Annotated in this window: 20 protein-coding genes and 1 pseudogene; 12 read left to right on the plus strand and 9 right to left on the minus strand. The window is 68.2% G+C overall.

Features of this window, described 5'->3' with window-relative positions; genetic code table 11:
* The first annotated feature begins 46 nt into the window (after nucleotides 1-46).
* Both pspA and pspM read left to right on the plus strand, forming a co-directional pair.
* A complete protein-coding gene (gene pspA / locus ACWW1C_RS11545; RefSeq protein ID WP_455983562.1) occupies nucleotides 47-856 on the plus strand; it encodes a phage shock protein PspA in 810 nt (269 codons plus the stop codon).
* A gap of 24 nt (nucleotides 857-880) precedes the next feature.
* Complete coding sequence (gene pspM, locus ACWW1C_RS11550) at nucleotides 881-1705, plus strand: phage shock envelope stress response protein PspM (RefSeq protein WP_455983563.1); 825 nt, start codon at nucleotides 881-883, stop codon at nucleotides 1703-1705.
* 7 nt (nucleotides 1706-1712) lie between these two features.
* On the opposite strand, the gene ACWW1C_RS11555 is transcribed toward pspM, so the two are convergent.
* Together ACWW1C_RS11555 and ACWW1C_RS11560 are read right to left on the minus strand one after the other, a co-directional pair.
* Nucleotides 1713-2156 (minus strand): DUF5313 domain-containing protein, encoded by a 444-nt coding sequence (locus ACWW1C_RS11555; protein WP_455983564.1) that lies wholly within the window; start codon nucleotides 2154-2156, stop codon nucleotides 1713-1715.
* A 21-nt stretch (nucleotides 2157-2177) separates the two neighbouring features.
* A complete protein-coding gene (locus tag ACWW1C_RS11560) occupies nucleotides 2178-2615 on the minus strand; it encodes a limonene-1,2-epoxide hydrolase family protein (protein WP_455983565.1) in 438 nt (145 codons plus the stop codon).
* A gap of 61 nt (nucleotides 2616-2676) precedes the next feature.
* Here ACWW1C_RS11560 and ACWW1C_RS11565 point away from each other — a divergent pair, with 61 nt between their 5' ends.
* The 5 genes from ACWW1C_RS11565 (at nucleotide 2677) to recX (ending at nucleotide 6682) form a co-directional block, all read left to right on the plus strand.
* On the plus strand, nucleotides 2677-3852 hold the full coding sequence (locus ACWW1C_RS11565) for a glycosyltransferase (RefSeq protein WP_455983566.1): 1176 nt from the start codon (nucleotides 2677-2679) through the stop codon (nucleotides 3850-3852).
* A 9-nt stretch (nucleotides 3853-3861) separates the two neighbouring features.
* Entirely contained in the window at nucleotides 3862-4056 is a 195-nt protein-coding gene (locus ACWW1C_RS11570) for a DUF3046 domain-containing protein (RefSeq protein ID WP_455983567.1), read from the plus strand.
* 93 nt (nucleotides 4057-4149) lie between these two features.
* The gene (locus ACWW1C_RS11575; protein WP_455983568.1) at nucleotides 4150-4977 is read left to right on the plus strand and encodes an SDR family oxidoreductase; all 828 of its coding nucleotides are present in this window, start codon (nucleotides 4150-4152) and stop codon (nucleotides 4975-4977) included.
* Nucleotides 4978-5127: 150 nt separating this feature from the next.
* Nucleotides 5128-6180 (plus strand): recombinase RecA, encoded by a 1053-nt coding sequence (gene recA / locus ACWW1C_RS11580; RefSeq protein ID WP_455983569.1) that lies wholly within the window; start codon nucleotides 5128-5130, stop codon nucleotides 6178-6180.
* On the plus strand, nucleotides 6149-6682 hold the full coding sequence (gene recX / locus ACWW1C_RS11585; RefSeq protein ID WP_455983570.1) for a recombination regulator RecX: 534 nt from the start codon (nucleotides 6149-6151) through the stop codon (nucleotides 6680-6682). Before recA ends, recX begins: the two co-directional genes overlap by 32 nt.
* A 12-nt stretch (nucleotides 6683-6694) precedes the next feature.
* On the opposite strand, the gene ACWW1C_RS11590 is transcribed toward recX, so the two are convergent.
* Nucleotides 6695-7531, minus strand: a complete 837-nt coding sequence (locus ACWW1C_RS11590) for a hypothetical protein (RefSeq protein ID WP_455983571.1) — start codon at nucleotides 7529-7531, stop codon at nucleotides 6695-6697.
* Between the two features lie 190 nt (nucleotides 7532-7721).
* Nucleotides 7722-8477 (minus strand): 3-oxoacyl-ACP reductase family protein, encoded by a 756-nt coding sequence (locus ACWW1C_RS11595; RefSeq protein ID WP_455983572.1) that lies wholly within the window; start codon nucleotides 8475-8477, stop codon nucleotides 7722-7724.
* A 118-nt stretch (nucleotides 8478-8595) separates the two neighbouring features.
* Here ACWW1C_RS11595 and ACWW1C_RS11600 point away from each other — a divergent pair, with 118 nt between their 5' ends.
* The gene (locus tag ACWW1C_RS11600; protein WP_455983573.1) at nucleotides 8596-9216 is read left to right on the plus strand and encodes a TetR/AcrR family transcriptional regulator; all 621 of its coding nucleotides are present in this window, start codon (nucleotides 8596-8598) and stop codon (nucleotides 9214-9216) included.
* Here the strand turns inward: ACWW1C_RS11600 and ACWW1C_RS11605 are convergent.
* The 4 genes and pseudogenes from ACWW1C_RS11605 to ACWW1C_RS11620 form a co-directional block, all read right to left on the minus strand.
* Complete coding sequence (locus tag ACWW1C_RS11605) at nucleotides 9183-10064, minus strand: amino acid ABC transporter permease (RefSeq protein WP_455983574.1); 882 nt, start codon at nucleotides 10062-10064, stop codon at nucleotides 9183-9185. The two genes, ACWW1C_RS11600 and ACWW1C_RS11605, sit on opposite strands and share 34 nt — an antisense overlap.
* 31 nt (nucleotides 10065-10095) lie before the next feature.
* Entirely contained in the window at nucleotides 10096-10770 is a 675-nt protein-coding gene (locus ACWW1C_RS11610; RefSeq protein ID WP_455984238.1) for an amino acid ABC transporter permease, read from the minus strand.
* Nucleotides 10771-10803: 33 nt separating this feature from the next.
* Nucleotides 10804-11604: pseudogene (locus ACWW1C_RS11615) on the minus strand (glutamate ABC transporter substrate-binding protein); the annotation flags it as partial.
* A 2-nt stretch (nucleotides 11605-11606) separates the two neighbouring features.
* A complete protein-coding gene (locus tag ACWW1C_RS11620) occupies nucleotides 11607-12335 on the minus strand; it encodes an amino acid ABC transporter ATP-binding protein (RefSeq protein ID WP_455984239.1) in 729 nt (242 codons plus the stop codon).
* 163 nt (nucleotides 12336-12498) lie between these two features.
* Here ACWW1C_RS11620 and miaB point away from each other — a divergent pair, with 163 nt between their 5' ends.
* Together miaB and ACWW1C_RS11630 are read left to right on the plus strand one after the other, a co-directional pair.
* Nucleotides 12499-14064: a tRNA (N6-isopentenyl adenosine(37)-C2)-methylthiotransferase MiaB gene (miaB, locus tag ACWW1C_RS11625; protein WP_455984240.1), complete on the plus strand. Its 1566-nt coding sequence runs from the start codon at nucleotides 12499-12501 to the stop codon at nucleotides 14062-14064.
* Complete coding sequence (locus tag ACWW1C_RS11630) at nucleotides 14052-14660, plus strand: Rv2732c family membrane protein (RefSeq protein ID WP_455983575.1); 609 nt, start codon at nucleotides 14052-14054, stop codon at nucleotides 14658-14660. The genes miaB and ACWW1C_RS11630 overlap by 13 nt, the downstream gene beginning before the upstream one ends.
* A 111-nt stretch (nucleotides 14661-14771) precedes the next feature.
* Here the strand turns inward: ACWW1C_RS11630 and ACWW1C_RS11635 are convergent, their stop codons facing one another.
* Complete coding sequence (locus ACWW1C_RS11635) at nucleotides 14772-16100, minus strand: DUF349 domain-containing protein (RefSeq protein ID WP_455983576.1); 1329 nt, start codon at nucleotides 16098-16100, stop codon at nucleotides 14772-14774.
* A 141-nt stretch (nucleotides 16101-16241) separates the two neighbouring features.
* Between ACWW1C_RS11635 and ACWW1C_RS11640 the strand changes: the two genes are divergently transcribed.
* A complete protein-coding gene (locus ACWW1C_RS11640) occupies nucleotides 16242-16937 on the plus strand; it encodes a hypothetical protein (RefSeq protein WP_455983577.1) in 696 nt (231 codons plus the stop codon).
* Entirely contained in the window at nucleotides 16934-17848 is a 915-nt protein-coding gene (gene miaA / locus ACWW1C_RS11645; RefSeq protein ID WP_455983578.1) for a tRNA (adenosine(37)-N6)-dimethylallyltransferase MiaA, read from the plus strand. Before ACWW1C_RS11640 ends, miaA begins: the two co-directional genes overlap by 4 nt.
* The last annotated feature ends 3 nt before the right edge of the window (nucleotides 17849-17851 follow it).

Below are 17851 nucleotides of genomic sequence, written 5' to 3' on the forward strand. Positions count from 1 at the left end.
ACAACCGATCCCGAATCAACGAACGACACGAAGGCGGACCGATCTCATGGCCAATCCCTTTGTCAAAGCCTGGAAGTACCTCATGGCGCTGTTCAGCTCCAAGGTTGACGAGTACGCCGACCCGAAGGTGCAGATTCAGCAGGCGATCGAGGAGGCACAGCGCCAGCACCAGGGCCTGACCCAGCAGGCCGCGTCGGTCATCGGCAACCAGCGTCAGCTGGAGATGCGTCTGAGCCGTCAGCTGGCCGACATCGAGAAGTTGCAGGCCAACGTCCGCCAGGCCCTGACTTTGGCGGACCAGGCCACGGCCGCCGGTGACGTCGCCAAGGCCACCGAATACAACAACGCCGCCGAGGCTTTCGCCGCCCAGCTGGTGACGGCCGAGCAGAGCGTCGAGGACCTCAAGAGTCTGCACGACCAGTCGCTGCAGGCCGCGACCCAGGCGAAAAAGGCCGTCGAGCAGAACGCCATGGTGCTGCAGCAGAAGATCGCCGAACGCACCAAGCTGCTGTCGCAGCTGGAGCAGGCCAAGATGCAGGAGCAGGTGAGCGCCTCGCTGCGCTCCATGACCGAGATCGCGGCGCCGGGCAACACGCCCAGCCTGGACGAGGTGCGCGACAAGATCGAGCGTCGCTACGCCAACGCCATGGGGTCGGCCGAGCTGGCGCAGAACTCGGTCCAGGGCCGCATGATGGAGGTCCAGCAGGCCAGCGTGCAGATGGCCGGGCATTCACGCCTCGAGCAGATCCGTGCGTCGATGCAGGGCAACTCCCTGCCGTCCGGTGGTGCCGCTGCGCCCGCCACTCCCGCGGCTCCGGCAGCCAACCCGGCTCCGGAAAATCCGCTGTCGCAGTAAGTTTCGAGATGTGAGGGGGCAGCGGTGAACGTCCAGTCGGCCGGCCGGCCCGGGGAGACCCGGGGCTGGCAGGCGGTCCTGCAACGCGGCGTCGACACCGCTGCCGAATTGTCCGGCCTGGTGGCCCAGCGCCTCGGCGCGGCCGCCGACCCGCGGGCCCGGCTGCTGCGCAAACGGCGCTGGGCGCTGCGGCTGGGCTGGCTGTTCGCCGGCGCCAGCGCCTTCTGGATCGGGTTGACGGCGCTGTTGGCCGCGTGGAGCACGCCGTTCTGGGTGCTCATCATCACCGGCCCCATCGCCGGCGGGTCCGCGTTCCTGGCCACCCTGTGCTTCCTGCGCTACCGGTGGCTGCGCGGCGAGCCACTGCCACCGGCACGCACATCGCGGCGGCTGCCGCCCAGAGGTTCGGCGGCGCGGCGTCCGATGGAGACGCTGGCATCGGCCGAACGCGGCCTGTACTCGCTGCTCAGCGTCATCCAGCGGGGCCAGCTGCTGCCCGCTGCCGAGATCGCCGAAGTGACCGCCGCGGCCAACGTATCGGCTGCCGCGCTGGCCGGTACGGCCGAGGAAGTGGTCGCGATGGAACGCGCGGCCGGCTCGGTGCCGCAGTCCCGCGGGCATCTCGCCCCGACCATCAAGGCCTATACGGCGCAGCTCGATGCCGGCGTGCGCCAATACGCCGACATCGCGACGGCGGCAGCGCAATTGGTGTCAGCGGCGAACAGTGGCGCGGGCTCGGCACGGTCCATGTCCGAGCAGCGCTACCGCAGTGAACTGGTCGCCGCCACGGACCGGCTCAGTGCCTGGGCGCAGGCTTTCGACGAACTCGGGCGGCTGCGCCAGGCCTGACCGCCGGCTAGATAGTGGTGGAACTGCCGGTGCCGTCATCGGACCGGCGACCGTACCGCTCTTCGTAGGCCGCGTGAATGTGGGCGTTCTTCTGGCGCAGCGACTGGTCGAGGAGTTTCGGGTCGATGCCGTGCTTGACCAGCATGTGGCGGCGCCAGATCTTGTTCAGCGCGTGCGAGAAGTAGATCACCGGAATCAGGATCGGCACCGTCGCGCTGAGGCGGATGACCAGGTCCGAGCCTCCGGTGATGCCGAGCAGCTCGGGCAGAAACCAGATCGGGATCAGGATCAGGAATGCCGGGACGAACATGCGGATGACGATCCGCAGCGTCGCGCCCTCGCCGATGAGGTCCTCGGTCACCCAGGCCCGCATCGAGTCGGGCAGCCGACCGCCGTAGCTGTACTTGATGTACTGCCAGGCGTTGGGCTTCGGGCGGTTCTCATTGGCCATGGTGGCCAATTTTACTGCCGGCTACATGGCCGGACGCAGGGCCGGGACGGCCGCGCCGATCAGACCGCGCACAGTGGCCTTGACCATGTCGAACATGTCGAAGTAATCCCGCCACAGGGTGATCCGGCCGTCCTGCACCTCGAACACGCCGCACACCCAGAACTGCAGGCGTACCGGTCCGATGACCAGCGCGTCGGTGCGCTCGTTGAGCACGGTGGAGCCGTCACCGACGATGCGGTGGAATTTCACCTCGAAACTGACGGGGCTCTTCTTCATGGGGCGGAACAGTTTCATCGCGCGGGCCCGGCCGCGGATGGTCGGCAGCCCGACGTTCTCGTAGACGAGGTTGTCGTCGAGCAGGCTGTCCGCGGTCTCCATGTCCTCGGCCTGCAGGGCGTAGAGGAAGGATTCGACGATCTCGGCGTTGGTCTGAGTCACTGCCGGTGTGCTCTGTGTCATGGACCCCACCGTAATGCGACTGCCCGACGGCGCACAGGGGTCGGTGTGACAGGGTGACCCGATGCGTGTCGCAGTGGTTGCCGGGCCGGATCCCGGCCACGCCTTTCCGGCCATTGCGCTCTGCCTCCGGTTTCAGGCCGCCGGCGACCAGCCGGTGCTCCTGACGGGCCGGCAATGGCTCGACACCGCGCGGGACGCCGGCATCGACGCGCGGGAGCTGCTCGGGCTCGATCCCGAGGACGGCGACGACGACGCCGATTCCGGCGCCAAGATTCACGAGCGGGCCGCGCGGATGACGGTGCTCAACCTGCCGGTGCTGCGGGAGCTGACACCCGACCTCGTGGTGTCCGACGTCATCACGGCCTGCGGCGGCATGGCCGCCGAGTTGATGGGTCTGCCGTGGGTCGAGCTGACCCCGCACCCGCTGTATCGGCCGTCGAAGGGCCTGCCGCCGCTGGGCAGCGGTCTGGCGCCCGGGGTCGGCCTGCGCGGTCGCCTGCGGGATGCGATGTTGCGATTCTTCACGGCCCGCTCGATCCGCGAGGGGGGCCGGCAGCGGTCCGCGGCGCGGCTCGGAATCGGCTTGCCTGCAACCGATCCCGGGCCGGCTCGGCGGTTGATCGCGACCCTGCCCGGGCTGGAGGTGCCGCGGCCCGATTGGCCGGCCGAAGCCGTTGTCGTGGGGCCGCTGCATTTCGAACCGACGGCGACGGTGCTCGACGTGCCGCCCGGCTCGGGGCCGGTCGTGGTCGTCGCGCCGTCGACGGCGACAACCGGGATGCAAGGCCTGGACGAGTTGGCCCTGCAGGCGCTGGTCCCCGGGCGGACGCTGCCCGACGGTGCCCGCGTCGTCGTCTCGCGACTGCGCGGCGCCGACGGTCCCGTGCCGCCCTGGGCGGCGGTCGGGCTCGGCCGCCAGGACGAACTGCTCAAGCAGGCCGACGTGATGATCTGCGGCAGTGGCCACGGGATCGTGTCCAAGACACTGCTCGCCGGCGTGCCGCTGGTGGTGGTGCCGGGCGGCGGCGACCAGTGGGAGATCGCGAATCGGATTGTGCGGCAAGGCAGTGGTGAACTGATCCGGCCGTTGACCGCGGAAGCGTTGACCGCGACCGTCGCCCGCGTGCTGTCGACACCGTCCTACCGGCAGGCGGCCCGGCGCGTCGGCGACAGCGGAGCGGACGTCGCCGATCCGGTGGCCGTGTGCCGTGCGGCGCTCGGCGGCGGCGCTGAGTAGGTTGGTGCCGTGCGACTGACCGAATTCACCCTGCTGATCGAAGACCAGTTCGGTGCGGCGCGTGGTGCTGCCTTGGTGAAGGACCACGTGCTGGCGGTTCTCGGTAACCGCACTCCGGCTCAGGCGATCGAAGCCGGTGTCGATCCCCGCGACGTCTGGCGGGCCCTGTGCGCGGACTTCGACGTCCCGCGCGATCAATGGTGAGCGGCGCTTTTTAGTCCTTCGGCACTGCTCGCGCCTCGGTGTTTGTCGGCCCACGACATGGTGTCCACCGAACCTGGCCCGTTAGCGTCGTCCGTGAACTCACGATGGAAGGACGACATGACGCCGATGAGCACCCGCATTGCCGTAGTCACCGGAGCTGGGCGGGGAATCGGCCTCGCCGTCGCGAAAGCCCTTGCCGCGGCGGGACACCGCGTGCTGATCACCGACGTTGACGGGGACGCCGCCCAGCGCGCGGCGGAGACCGTCGGACGCGGCGCGTGGGGCGTGGCCCAGGATGTCCGCGACGTCGCGAGCCACCGCGCCGTCGCCGCGCTCGCCTCGGAGCAGGGCCGACTTGCGGTGTGGGTCAACAATGCCGGCGTTCTGCACGCGGGTAACTCCTGGGAGCAGCCTGCCGAGCACGTCGTCCAGACCCTCGACGTCAACGTCCGCGGCATGATGGCGGGCTGCATGGCGGCCGTCAACGCCATGGGTGCGGGCGGTGGCGTCATCCTCAACATCGCGTCGATCTCGGCGCTGACACCGGTGCCGGGGCTGGCCGTGTACGCGGCGAGCAAGGCTGCGGTGCTGTCCTACACCACCTCGTTGCAGGGTGAACTGCGCGGCGCCGGCCTGCCGATCCGGGCCCGGGCGCTGTGCCCCGACGTGGTGAACACCGAGATGGTCAACTCGCGGACCCACGACCCCGGTGCGGCCCTGCTGTTTTCAGGCCCCAAGCCGCTGGCCGCCGACGACATCGCGCGGGCTGCCATGGAGCTGATGGATTCCGCTCAGATCTTCCGGGTGGTGCCGCGCTGGCGCGGCGTGATCGCGCGGAGTACCGATGTGGCGCCGGCCGCCGGTCTGCGCGCGCTGTCCCTGATGAGGGCACTGGGTCTGCGGCGCCAGCGCTCGCTGTGACCTCGAAGTGATCGGCGTGTCTCCTTGAAATCGAACATCTGTTCGCTACTGTGGTGTCAGTTCGAAAAACTTGTCGGTGGCCTCATCTAGCGTCACGGCCAACCGATCGGAAACCCGATCAACGGATATCCACGAGGACGGAGACCACCCATGGCAGCACAGGCCCCGGATCGCGAGAAGGCACTCGAACTCGCGCTGGCACAGATCGACAAGAGCTTCGGCAAGGGCTCGGTGATGAGGCTGGGAGAAGAGACCCGCCAACCGATTTCGGTCATCCCGACCGGATCCATCGCACTGGATGTCGCCCTCGGTATCGGCGGTCTGCCGCGTGGCCGCGTCGTCGAGATCTACGGCCCGGAATCCTCGGGTAAGACCACGGTGGCCCTGCACGCGGTGGCCAACGCCCAGGCGGCCGGCGGCATCGCGGCGTTCATCGACGCCGAGCACGCGCTGGACCCCGAGTACGCCAAGAAGCTCGGTGTGGACACCGACGCGCTGCTGGTGTCCCAGCCGGACACCGGTGAGCAGGCCCTGGAGATCGCCGACATGCTGGTGCGCTCGGGTGCCATCGACATCCTGGTCATCGACTCGGTCGCCGCGCTGGTGCCCCGCGCCGAGATCGAGGGCGAGATGGGTGACAGCCACGTCGGTCTGCAGGCTCGGCTGATGAGCCAGGCACTGCGCAAGATGACCGGTGCGCTGAACAACTCCGGCACCACCGCCATCTTCATCAACCAGCTGCGCGAGAAGATCGGCGTGATGTTCGGTTCGCCCGAAACCACCACGGGTGGTAAGGCTTTGAAGTTCTACGCCTCGGTGCGTATGGACGTGCGTCGCATCGAGACGCTCAAGGACGGCACTGACGCGGTCGGTAACCGTACCCGTGTCAAGATCGTCAAGAACAAGGTGGCGCCGCCGTTCAAGCAGGCCGAATTCGACATCCTCTACGGCCGCGGTATCTCGCGCGAGGGCTCGCTCATCGACATGGGTGTCGAGCACGGCTTCATCCGCAAGTCGGGTTCGTGGTTCACCTACGACGGTGAGCAGCTGGGTCAGGGCAAGGAGAACGCCCGCAACTACCTGCTGCAGAACGCCGACGCCGCCAATGAGATCGAGAAGAAGATCAAAGAGAAGCTCGGTATCGGCGCGGTGGTGACCGATGGTGCGGTCGATGACGTCCTTCCCGCCCCGGTCGACTTCTGAGGCGGAGCCGGCTGAGCCGGAGCGGCGTGAAGAGCAGGCGCGGGACGTGTGCCTGCGTCTGCTCACCACGCGGGCGCGTAGCCGGGCTGAACTCGAAGCCCAGCTGACCAAACGCGGCTTCCCGGAGGACATCAGCGCCCGGGTGCTCGACCGGCTCACCGAAGTCGGCCTGGTGAACGACGTGGCATTCGCCGAGCAGTGGGTGCGCGAACGTCGCACCAACGCCGGAAAAGGCAAGCGTGCCTTGGCCTCTGAGTTGCGGACCAAAGGCGTCGACGCCGACGTGATCGCCGAGACACTGGACAGCGTCGACGCGGGCGAGTGGCGGGTGCGCGCCGAGGAACTGGTCGCCACCAAGCTACGGCGGGAAAACCTCGACGACGAGGTGAAGGTAACCCGGCGGTTGGTCGCGATGCTGGCACGTCGCGGCTACAGCCAGGGTATGGCCTTTGATGTGGTCAACACCCAGCTCACGCAGGAGCGTCAGCGCCGCGCGGTGTAGTGGTGATGTCGACTAGTCCTTGGACGGCCCTTTGATCTTGGGTGGCGACAACTTCGGCAGCGAGAACTTCGGCAGCGAGAACTTGGGTGCCGAGAACTTCGGGACTGAGGCCTTGGGCGGCGAGAACTGGCCGACCGGCGGGTGATCGATGTCGGTGGCTGCCGCATCGAGAACTTGCTCAGGCTGCTTCGGGAGCTTGGGTCGCTTCGGGGTGAACGTCGAGACGATCGAATCCTGTTGCGCTGCTGGTTTTTTCGGGGCGACAGGAGTCTTCGGGACGACTGGAATGTCCGGGATGTCGGCGGCGGCCATCGGCTTCGCTGTGGTCATCGTGACGGGCAGCGGGGTATGCAGTGCGTTGTGGGTGAACTGCTCCACCGACGTGATCACCGCCCGGGCGAAGTTCGCCATCTGCTGCGTCACGTTGAGGCCGAATGCGGTCGTGTCGACCACGAATTGTTGGCCGGGCCCCGTGTTGAACGGCGGGAATGCCGACAATGTGGTCGCCCTGAACTGGAGCTGGAAGACCGCGATGTCTTGGGCGAACCCGATGAGGTCGCGTCCGGCTTCGAACTCGATGTCGGCGAACGCGCTCAGGGCTTGTGCGGCGGCGGTGGGTGGTGGCGTGCCAGTACCGATGGCCGCCACGAAACTCCCCGGTATCTGCGTCTGGCGTTGGAACAGAGCCGCACCGGTGGTGACCCAATCGATGAACAGCCCAACGTTGAACACCACCTGCTGGTTGAGCAGATCGAGTGGCAACGGCAGCGGCTGCGCCGTCAGTGAGATGCCCGGTTCGGTGAGGACCGGCACCGACTGCGCGGTGACGTGACCCGGTGCCGGCGCCATCGTGAGCACCAGACACGCGGTGCACAGTGCCGCGACGGATTGGGTTGGAGCTGGAACTGCTGTAAACGCACGAACCGCGACACTCATGACGCCTCCCGGGATCGAGTGAACCTCCACCAGGGACACGAGGTGCAGGCCCGCGGGGTTCACCTTCTGGTGAACCCCGCGGGCGGGTCGGTGACCGGCGACGTCAGATCACGAAGCCGCCGTCGATGTTCCAGGTGACTCCCGTGACGAACCACGACTCAGGATGGGCCAGATAGGCGACGGCGCTGGCGATGTCGCGCGGCTGTCCGTACTGGCCGACCGCGATGAGCGGGCGGAGCTCGTCGGCGAAGTCACCCTCGTCGGGGTTCATGTCCGTGGCGACCGGCCCCGGCTGGATGGTGTTGACGGTGATGCCGCGCGGGCCGAGCTCGCGCACCAGGCCTCGCGTCAGTCCGGCAACCGCGGCCTTGGTCAGGGCATACACAGAGAAGCCGGCCGTCGGGACCCGGTCGGCGTTCACGCTGCCGATGGTGATGATCCGGCCACCGGCGCCCAGGTGGGGTACCGCACGCTGAATGGCGGCGAACACGGCCTTCACATTGATCGCCAGCATGCGGTCGAAGTCCTCCAGCGGGAACGATTCGATCGGTGCTCCTTGCGCGACGCCGGCATTGTTCACCAGGATGTCCAAACCGCCGAGCCGCTCGACGGCTTCGTCCACCGCGGCGGCGACGGCCAGCGCGTCGGCGCTGTCGGCCTTGATGGCCGCCACCTTCGCGCCGGTCGCCTCGAGTTCGTCGACCAGGTCCTGCGCGGCATCGGGGGACGACTGGTAGGTGAACGCGACCGCTGCGCCGTCGGCGGCGAGTCGGCGGACGGTCGCGGCGCCGATGCCACGAGAGCCGCCGGTGACCAGTGCGCGTCGGCCGGCCAGTGCTGCTTCCGAAGTGGTGCTCATGAGCTCTCCAAGTCGTGGATGATTCTTTCGAACCGATCGGTTACTAAGTACGTTCAGGACAAGTCGCTGCGGCCGGGCTTCATTCCAGGCTGTGGCCCGCATCACATTCGGAGGGTTGATGGCGATCGGCAGACCCCGCATGTTCGACCCGGAATGTGTCCTCGACATCGCGATGCGGTTGTTCTGGGCGCATGGCTATGACGGGGTGTCCATCAGTGATCTGACGGCCGCCACCGGCGTCAACCGCCGCGGGCTCTACGCCGAATACGGTTCCAAGGCAGACCTTTTCCGAGCTGCCGTGCGGCGCTACCAAGCCGGGCCCGGTGGCTACGCTGCGCTCGCTCTGACGCTGCCCACCGCGTGGGATACCGCGTACGCCATGGTGCATGGTGCCGTCGACGCGTCATCCGGAACGGCCGGCCCGCGCGGCTGTCTACTCGTGCAGAGCGCGCTGGCCACCGGCGACGAGGCGACGGCGTTGCATGCCGAACTGGCCGAGGCCCGCGAAGACGCCGTCGGCGAGCTCGCCGAACGATTCTCCGCCGCCCAGCGCACAGGCGAACTGCCCGGCGCGAACCCGCACGTCCTGGCGCGCTGGATCGCCGGGGTCTGTCAGGGCCTGGCAGTCCAGGCCAACAGCGGTGCCGACCGCGACGAATTGCACGCGGTAGCCGATCAGGCTCTGCGCGCCTGGCCCGAAAAGCGTCAGGCCGCCGGGGTACCCGGCGTGTCCTCCTGAACGCCGGTGTTCACCGGCAGTGGATCGGGAGCGCGTCGGGACTGCCGCAGCCGGGCTTCGAGCCGGGTCGCCAGTGCCGACAGCGCGAAGTTGAGGCTGATCATCAACGCCGCGATCACCAGCAGTGCGGGGATGTAATTGCTGTACGCCGAGCCGATGTTCGTGCCCTGACGGACCATCTCGACAAACGTGATCTGGTAGCCGATGGCGGTGTCCTTGAGCACCACCACCATCTGGGACACCAGCACCGGCAGCATCGATGTCACAGCCTGGGGGAGCAGGATCAGGCGCAGCGTCTGACCGGGCCGCAGGCCCAACGCCACGGCGGCCTCACGTTGCCCCCGTGGCAGCGCGTACACCCCCGCGCGCACGATCTCCGCGATCACCGCGCCGTTGTACAGCGTCAGTCCCGTGATCACGCCGGCGAGCGCGAGCTGGCGTGACGGGAAGACGTCGTACAGCGCGAACAGGAAATACGCGAACAACATCATGATCAGCACCGGGACGGCGCGGAAGAACTCGACGAACACCGAGCACGCCCACCGCACCGGACCGGCATCCGACAATCGGCCCATGCCCAACGCCAGACCCAGCACCAGGGCCAGCACGATGGAGACCGCGGCCGCCGTCAACGTGCCGACGGCGCCGGGCAGCACGTACGTCGTCCACAGGTTCGCGGTCAGGAACGGGTGCCACTTCGCTTCGGTCAGTTGGCCTTTGGACTCGAACTGCCACAGCACCCAACCGGCCATCGCGATGATGACCGCGATGATGATTCCCGCGAACAGCATGTTGCGCCGCCGCGCCCGCGGCCCCGGGGCGTCGTAGAGGACGGAAGCTTCACTCATCAGTGCCCTCTGTTCTTCGCGCAAGCGCTCATCACCGCACCACCGCGTATCGCTTACCCAACCAACCGAACAACAGCCCCAATGGCAACGTCAGGACCACGAAACCAGCGGCGAAGATCGAACCGACCGCCAGCAGCGCCGCGGTGTTCTCGATCATCTCCTTCATCAGCAGCGCAGCCTCGGCAACGCCGATGGCCGAGGCGATCGTGGTGTTCTTCACCAACGCGATCAACACCGAACCCAGCGGGTTGATGACCGCGCGAAAAGCCTGCGGCAGCAAGATCATCCGCAGGTTCTGCCCGAAGCTCAGCCCCAGCGAGCGGGCGGCTTCGGCCTGACCCAGCGGCACGGTGTTGATGCCCGATCGCAACGTCTCGCATACGAACGACGCGGTGTAGACCGTCAACCCGAGCGCGGCGAGCCGAAAGTTGCTGTCCACCACCGCAGTCGGTGAATGCGGGTCGACCAGCGTGATCCGCAGCGTGTTCCCGATACCGAATGAGCAGAACAGGATGATCAGCGTCAGCGGCGTATTGCGGACGACGTTGACGTACGCCGTGCCGAGCCAGCGCAGCACCGGCACCGGGGACAGCCGCATCGCGGCCAGCGCGGTGCCCAGGATCAGCGCCCCGACGGCGGCCAGCAGCGTCAGCTGGATCGTCGTCCAGAACGCCTTCACGATCTTGCCGCCGTAGGTGCCCCACAGGTCGACGCGCTTCGCCCCGCCGGCACCGTTGATGTTGGTGTCCAGCGGGGGAGGCGGCGGCGCCGACAAGCCGGCCGGGCCCAGATTGCGGTCGAACGCGGCCTGCCACTCACCGGTCTTCTGCATCTTCTCGATGGCGTCGTTGATCTTCTGGCGTAATTCCTTGTCGCCCTTGAGCAATCCGATGCCGTACTTCTCCACCGAGAACGGCTTGCCGATCAGTTTGAACGCGCCCGGAGCCTGGGCGGCGTAACCGGCCAGGATCACCTCGTCGGTGCTGAGCGCGTCGATGGCGCCGGTCTTCACGGCCTCCAGGCACGCCGAGTAGGTGTCGTACTGCTGAAGCTGCACGCCCGGGTACTTGTCCTTGATGCGTTGCGCCGGTGTCGAACCCGACACCGAGCACAGCTTCTTGTGGTTCTGCAGCGACTCGACGCTGGTGATCTCGTCGTTGTCGGCGCGTACCAGCAGGCTCTGGCCGGTGACCAGATACGGACCGGCGAACGACACCTTCTGCTTGCGGGCGTCGGTGATCGAGTAGGTCGCGACGATGAAGTCGACCTGGTGGTTCTGGATCAGATTCTCGCGCTGACCCGACGGGGCTTCTTTCCACTCGATGTCGTCGGGCTTGTAACCCAGTTCTCTGGCCACATACCTCGCGACGTCGATGTCGAAGCCGGCCAGCGTGCCGTCGGGCTTCTTCGCGGCCAGACCCGGCTGGTCGAACTTGGTGCCGATGGTGATCTTCTTGCTGTTCGCGCCGCAGGCACTCAGGGACAGCAGGGCGATTATCAGCACGGCGACGGCGGCCAGGCTGCGGAGTATGCGCTTCACGACTAGTGGTCCAGGATCTTGCCCAGGAAGTCCCGGGCCCGGTTGGACTTCGGCGCGGTGAAGAACTCGTCGGGCTTGGCATCCTCGACGATGGTGCCGTCGGCCATGAAAACCACCCGGTGCGACGCCCGGCGGGCGAAGCCCATCTCGTGCGTCACCACGATCATGGTCATGCCCTCGGTCGCCAGCGACGTCATCACCGACAGCACCTCGTTGACCATCTCGGGGTCCAGCGCGCTGGTGGGCTCGTCGAACAGCATGACCTTGGGGCCCATCGCCAGGGATCGGGCGATCGCGACGCGCTGCTGCTGACCGCCGGACAGCTGCGCCGGGTACTTGTCGGCCTGGTTGGCGACCCCGACCCGCTCCAGCAGTTCGAGCCCCTTCTTACGGGCCTCGTCCTTGTTCTTCCCGCGCACCTTCATCGGGGCGAGGGTGACGTTCTCGAGAATTGTCTTGTGCGCGAACAGATTGAACGACTGGAAGACCATGCCCACCTCGGACCGCAGCGTGGCGAGCTTGCGGCCTTCTTCGGGCAGCAGGTCACCGTCGATGTGGATCGATCCGGAGTCGATGGTCTCCAGCCGATTGATGGTGCGACACAACGTCGATTTGCCCGAACCTGACGGTCCGAGCAACACGACCACCTGGCCGCGCGGGACTTCGAGATTGATGTCCTTCAGCACATGCAGTGCGCCGAAGTGCTTGTTGACCCCCTTGACCGAGATCATCGGGGTTGCAGGTGACGGCTCTCCGGTGACCATGCTCACAGACCCTACCCAGGTAAGCCACGACGCGCGGATCTCTCACAGAAACCCGGACTCGTCTCGGCAAATTTGGTATAAATCGCGCCGCCCGTACGATTGTCAGGTGATTTCGACAGCGACTCCGGACGTGGAAGCTGACGCCACGGAGTCCGCGACGGGTTCCGGGGCGGGGCGCACCTATCAGGTCCGCACCTACGGGTGTCAGATGAACGTCCACGATTCCGAACGACTTGCCGGCCTGCTCGAAGACGCCGGATACCGGCGCGCCGCCGACGGCGACGACGCCGACGTCGTGGTCTTCAACACCTGCGCGGTCCGGGAGAACGCCGACAACAAGCTGTACGGCAACATCAGCCACCTGGCGCCGCGCAAGCAGGCCGACCCGAACATGCAGATCGCCGTCGGTGGCTGCCTGGCACAGAAGGACCGCGACACGGTGCTGAGCAAGGCGCCGTGGGTCGACGTGGTGTTCGGCACGCACAACATCGGTTCGCTGCCGGTGTTGCTCGAACGGGCCCGGCACAACCGCGAAGCTCAGGTCGAGATCGTCGAAGCCCTGCAGGAATTCCCGTCGTCGCTGCCGGCGACACGCGAATCGTCTTACGCCGCTTGGGTTTCCATCTCCGTGGGCTGCAACAACACCTGCACGTTCTGCATCGTGCCGTCGCTGCGCGGCAAGGAGGTCGACCGGCGTCCGGGCGACATCCTCGCCGAGGTGCAGTCCCTCGTAGACCAGGGCGTCCTGGAGATCACACTGTTGGGCCAGAACGTCAACGCCTACGGCGTCTCCTTCGCGGCGGACGAACGCCTCCGGGAAAACCCGGACGCCTGGGCCGACGTCGAGCGTGATCGCGGCGCATTCGCCAAACTGTTGCGCGCCTGCGGCGACATCGAGGGTCTGGAGCGGGTCCGCTTCACCTCGCCGCACCCCGCCGAGTTCACCGACGACGTCATCGACGCGATGGCGGCCACCCCGAACATCTGCCCGACGCTGCACATGCCGCTGCAGTCCGGATCGGACCGCATCCTCAAGGCGATGCGCCGCTCCTACCGCGCCGAGAAGTACCTCGGCATCATCGAGCGGGTGCGCGCCGCGATCCCGCACGCGGCCATCACCACCGACATCATCGTCGGGTTCCCGGGGGAGACCGAAGAGGACTTCCAGGCCACCCTCGACGTCGTCGAACGCGCCCGCTTCTCCAGCGCCTTCACGTTCCAGTACTCCAAGCGGCCGGGTACCCCGGCCGCCGAGCTGCCCGACCAGCTCCCCAAAGAGGTTGTGTCCGAACGCTATATGCGGCTCATCGCGCTCCAGGAGCGCATCTCCTGGGAGGAAAACCTGGCGCAGGTCGGCCGGGAGGTCGAACTGCTGGTGGCGACCGGCGAAGGCCGCAAGGATTCGGCCACCGAGCGAATGTCGGGCCGCGCGCGTGACGGCCGGCTGGTGCACTTCACCCCGGGCTTCGGCGACAATCGGGCTGTCGACATCCGCCCCGGCGACATCGTCACCACCACCGTCACCGGCGCCGCACCACACCACCTGATCGCCGACGCGCCGATCGCCGGCCACCGCCGCACCCGGGCGGGCGACGCACACGCCGCCGGCCGCAAACCCACCACCGGCGTCGGGCTGGGCATGCCGCAGATCGGCGTGCCCCCCGTCACCCCCGTAGAGCAGGGATGTTCACGATGAACGACACCAAGCCCGGTCAGTCGAACGGCGGCTCGAACGGCGAATTCGACGAGTTCAAACACGACATCGACGCCGCCGAGCAGCGCATCGCCCGGGAGATCGATCCCGGCGGCCGCGCCATGGTCGTGGCGATCTGCGTCTTCGTGATCCTGCTGTCGTTCGTGCTGCCGCACACCGGCGGCGTCAAGGGATTCGACGTGCTGCTCGGCGATCAGGTCGCCCTCGACGCGAAGATTCTGCTGCCGTCGCGGGTGTTCGTCTGGCTGATCCTGGTGTTCAGCGTCGGCTTCTCGATGCTGGCGCTGCTGACGCGGCGCTGGGGCCTCGCCTGGATCGCTCTCGCGGGGTCCGCGGTGTCGTGCTTCCTCGGCATGCTCGCCATCTGGTCACGCAACACCGTCGTGCACCCGTACCCGGGACCCGGCTTCGGGCTGTACCTCGCGTGGATCGCCGTCATCCTGCTGACGTTCCACTGGGCACGCGTGGTGTGGTCACGGACCGCGGTGCAACTGGCTGCCGAGGCGCAGCGCCGCGAATCCACCGCCGAGCAGCAGAAGCGCGGGCTGCTCGACGGCCCGGACAGCCCTAGCGCGTAAACGCGCGACGCCACTACTTCTTAAACGCGCGACGCCACTACTTCTTAAACGCGCGACGCCACTACTTCTTAAACGCGCGACGCCACTACTTCTTGATCGCGGCTGACGCCGCTACTTCTTGATCGCGGCTTCCGCCGCCGAAGCCCACTCGCGCCACTGCGCCGCACTGGCCCGCGCCTTCTCGGCATCCTTGGCCTTGCCCGCCGCCTCGGCCTTCTCGGCCTGACGTTCGAACTGCTCGGCCCGCTCGCGGAACTGGTCGGCCCGGGCCTGCGCCTCGGGGTCGCTCCAGCCGCTCTGCGCGGCGTCGCGGATCTTCTTCTCGACCACGCGCAGGCGGCGCTCCAGCTCGGCGGTGCGGTCGCGCGACGCCTTGCCGATGGCGTCCCACTTGTCGCCGATGGCCCGGAATGCCGCACGTGCCGCGTCGACGTCGCTGATGTCGATCTTCTCGGCCTCGGCCAGCAGCTCGGCTTTCGCGTCGGCGTTGGCGTTGAACTCCGCGTCCTTTTCGGCGTTGACGGCGTTGCGGGCGCTGAAGAACGTGTCCTGGGCGGCCTTGAACCGCTTCCACAGGGCGTCGTCGACGTCCTTGGCGGCGCGGCCCGCGGCCTTCCATTCCGTCAGCAGGTCGCGGAACGTCGCGGCGGTGCCGCCCCAGTCGGTGGAGCCGGACAGCGCCTCGGCGCGTTCACACAGCGCCTCCTTCGCCTGCCGCACGCCGACCCGCTCGCGATCGAGCTCGGCGAAGTGCGAGCCCCGGCGGCGGTTGAACGCCTCACGGGCCGCCGAGTAGCGCTTCCACAACGCGTCGTCGACCTTGCGGTCCAGGCCCGTGATGGTGCGCCACTCATCGAGGATCGCGCGCAGCCGGTCTCCGCTGGCCTTCCACTGCGTCGAGTTGGCGCCGATCTCCTCGGCCTCAGCGGCCAGGGCCTCCTTGCGCGCGGTCTGGGCGGCCCGCTGCTCGTCGCGCTTGGCGCGCTCCTCCTGCGCGAGGGTGCCGGCCTGCTCGACGATGGTGGTCAGCCGGGTGGTCAGGGCGTCGACGTCGCCCAGGACCGAGGCCTCGGGCAGCGATTCCAGCAGCGTCGCGGCGGCCGACTTGATCTTGCGGGCGTCGCCACTGCCGCTGCCGAGCCGGTGCTCCAGCAGCGCCACCTCGGTGCTCAGATCGTCGTAGCGGCGGCCGAAGTGGGCGTACGCGGCCTCGGCGTCGCCCGCCTGCCACGAGGCGATCTTGCGCTCGCCGGCGCCGGTGATCAGCCACACCGTGCCGTCGGCGTCGACGCGGCCGAACCGGTGCGGATCGCACGTCGGCGGCGCAGCCGCGACCGGGGCCGGGGGATGGTGCGGGATGGCGCTCGGCTTCGGACCGGGGCGCGGCGGGCCGGGCCGAGGAGTCGGTTTCGGGGTGTTGCCGGGTTCGGTGGTGGTCATCTCGTGCTCCTCATGCCCGCGCGTGGGATGACCCACGCTTCTGCCGCGCGACGCGGCGCCGTCATCTGTTACTCGCACGCTATTCAAACAGGTCGACGCGCCGTCTGCGCAGGCGTTTGCCGGACTCGTTAGCGTGGACGCGTGCATAGCGCCGGCCTGACACATATCGCGATCGTCCCGTCGGCCCCCGTTCTGGTGCCTGAACTGGCCTCCGGCGCCGCTGCCGAGCTGGCCGATCTGACGGCCGCGGTGCGGTGTGCGGCACAGGACCTGCCGTCGCGTTGGCTGGCGGTCGGCGCCGGTCCGCAGGATGCCCGCGTGTCCGCTGACGCGGTCGGCACGTTCGCCGGTTACGGCGCCGACGTGCGGGTGACGCTCGCGCCCGACGTGACCGGTGCGGTGCGGCCGTTACCGCTGTGCGCGCTGATCGCCGGCTGGCTGCGGGGGAGTGTGAACGCGGAAGCGACGGTCGACGTGCGGGTTTTCTCCGACGACCTGGCGCCGGAGGCGGCGCTGGCGCACGGGCGTGCGCTGCGCGAGGAATTGGATACGGCCGTCGACCGCGTCGGCGTACTCGTGGTCGCCGACGGTGCGAACACCCTGACCGCCGGGGCACCCGGCGGCTTCGACCCCGATTCGGTGGCGCGACAAGCGCAGTGGGACGACGCGCTGGCCACCGGCGACGTGCCCGCGATCGCCGGGCTGTCCGGCGTCCTCGGCCGGGTCGCCTACCAAGTGCTGGCCGGCCTGGCCGGACCCGACCCGAAAGCGACCGAGCTGTACCGCGGCGCGCCGTACGGCGTCGGCTACTTCGTCGGCACCTGGATCCCGCAGTGAGGCCCATCGCCGTTGTCGGTCCCACCGGGACCGGGAAGTCGGCCCTGGCGCTGGACCTGGCCGAACAGCTGGGCGGCGAGATCGTGAACGCCGATGCCATGCAGCTGTACCGCGGCATGGATATCGGCACCGCCAAGCTGACGGTGCCCGAGCGGCGCGGCATCGTCCACCACCAGCTCGACGTCCTCGAGGTCACCGACAACGCGACCGTCGCGAAGTACCAGGCGGCCGCGGCGGCCGACATCGAGGCCATCGCCACGCGCGGCGCCGTCCCGGTGATTGTCGGCGGCTCGATGATGTACATCCAGTCGCTGCTCGACGAGTGGTCGTTCCCGGCAACCGATCCGGCGGTGCGATCCCGGTGGGAGGAGCGGCTGGCCGAGGTCGGCGTCACGGCCCTGCACGGCGAGCTGGCGCGGGTCGATCCCGACGCCGCCGCGTCGATCCTCGACACCGACGGCCGGCGCATCGTGCGGGCGCTGGAGGTCGTCGAACTCACCGGCGAGCCGTTCGCGGCGTCGGCACCGCAGATCGGCGCCCCGCGCTGGGACACCCTCATCGTCGGATTGGATTGGGACACAGAGATTCTCGACGACCGGCTGCAGCGTCGCACCGACCTGATGTTCGCCTCCGGGCTGGTCGACGAGGTGGTGGCACTGCAGGCCCGCGGTCTGCGGGATGGGGTGACGGCGGCCCGGGCCCTGGGCTATGCGCAGGTCCTGACGGCGCTGGACGCCGGCGGAGACGACGCCGCGATGGCCGAGGCGAAGGAGCGCACGTTCATCGGCACGCGCCGCTACGTCCGCCGTCAGCGGTCGTGGTTCCGCCGCGATCACCGGATCACCTGGCTGGCCGGTGACGCGGAGGGTAACGCGGCCGCCGTCGCGCGAATCTGGCGCCACGTATCCTGACGG

The sequence above is a fragment of the Mycobacterium sp. HM-7 genome (genome assembly GCF_053852335.1).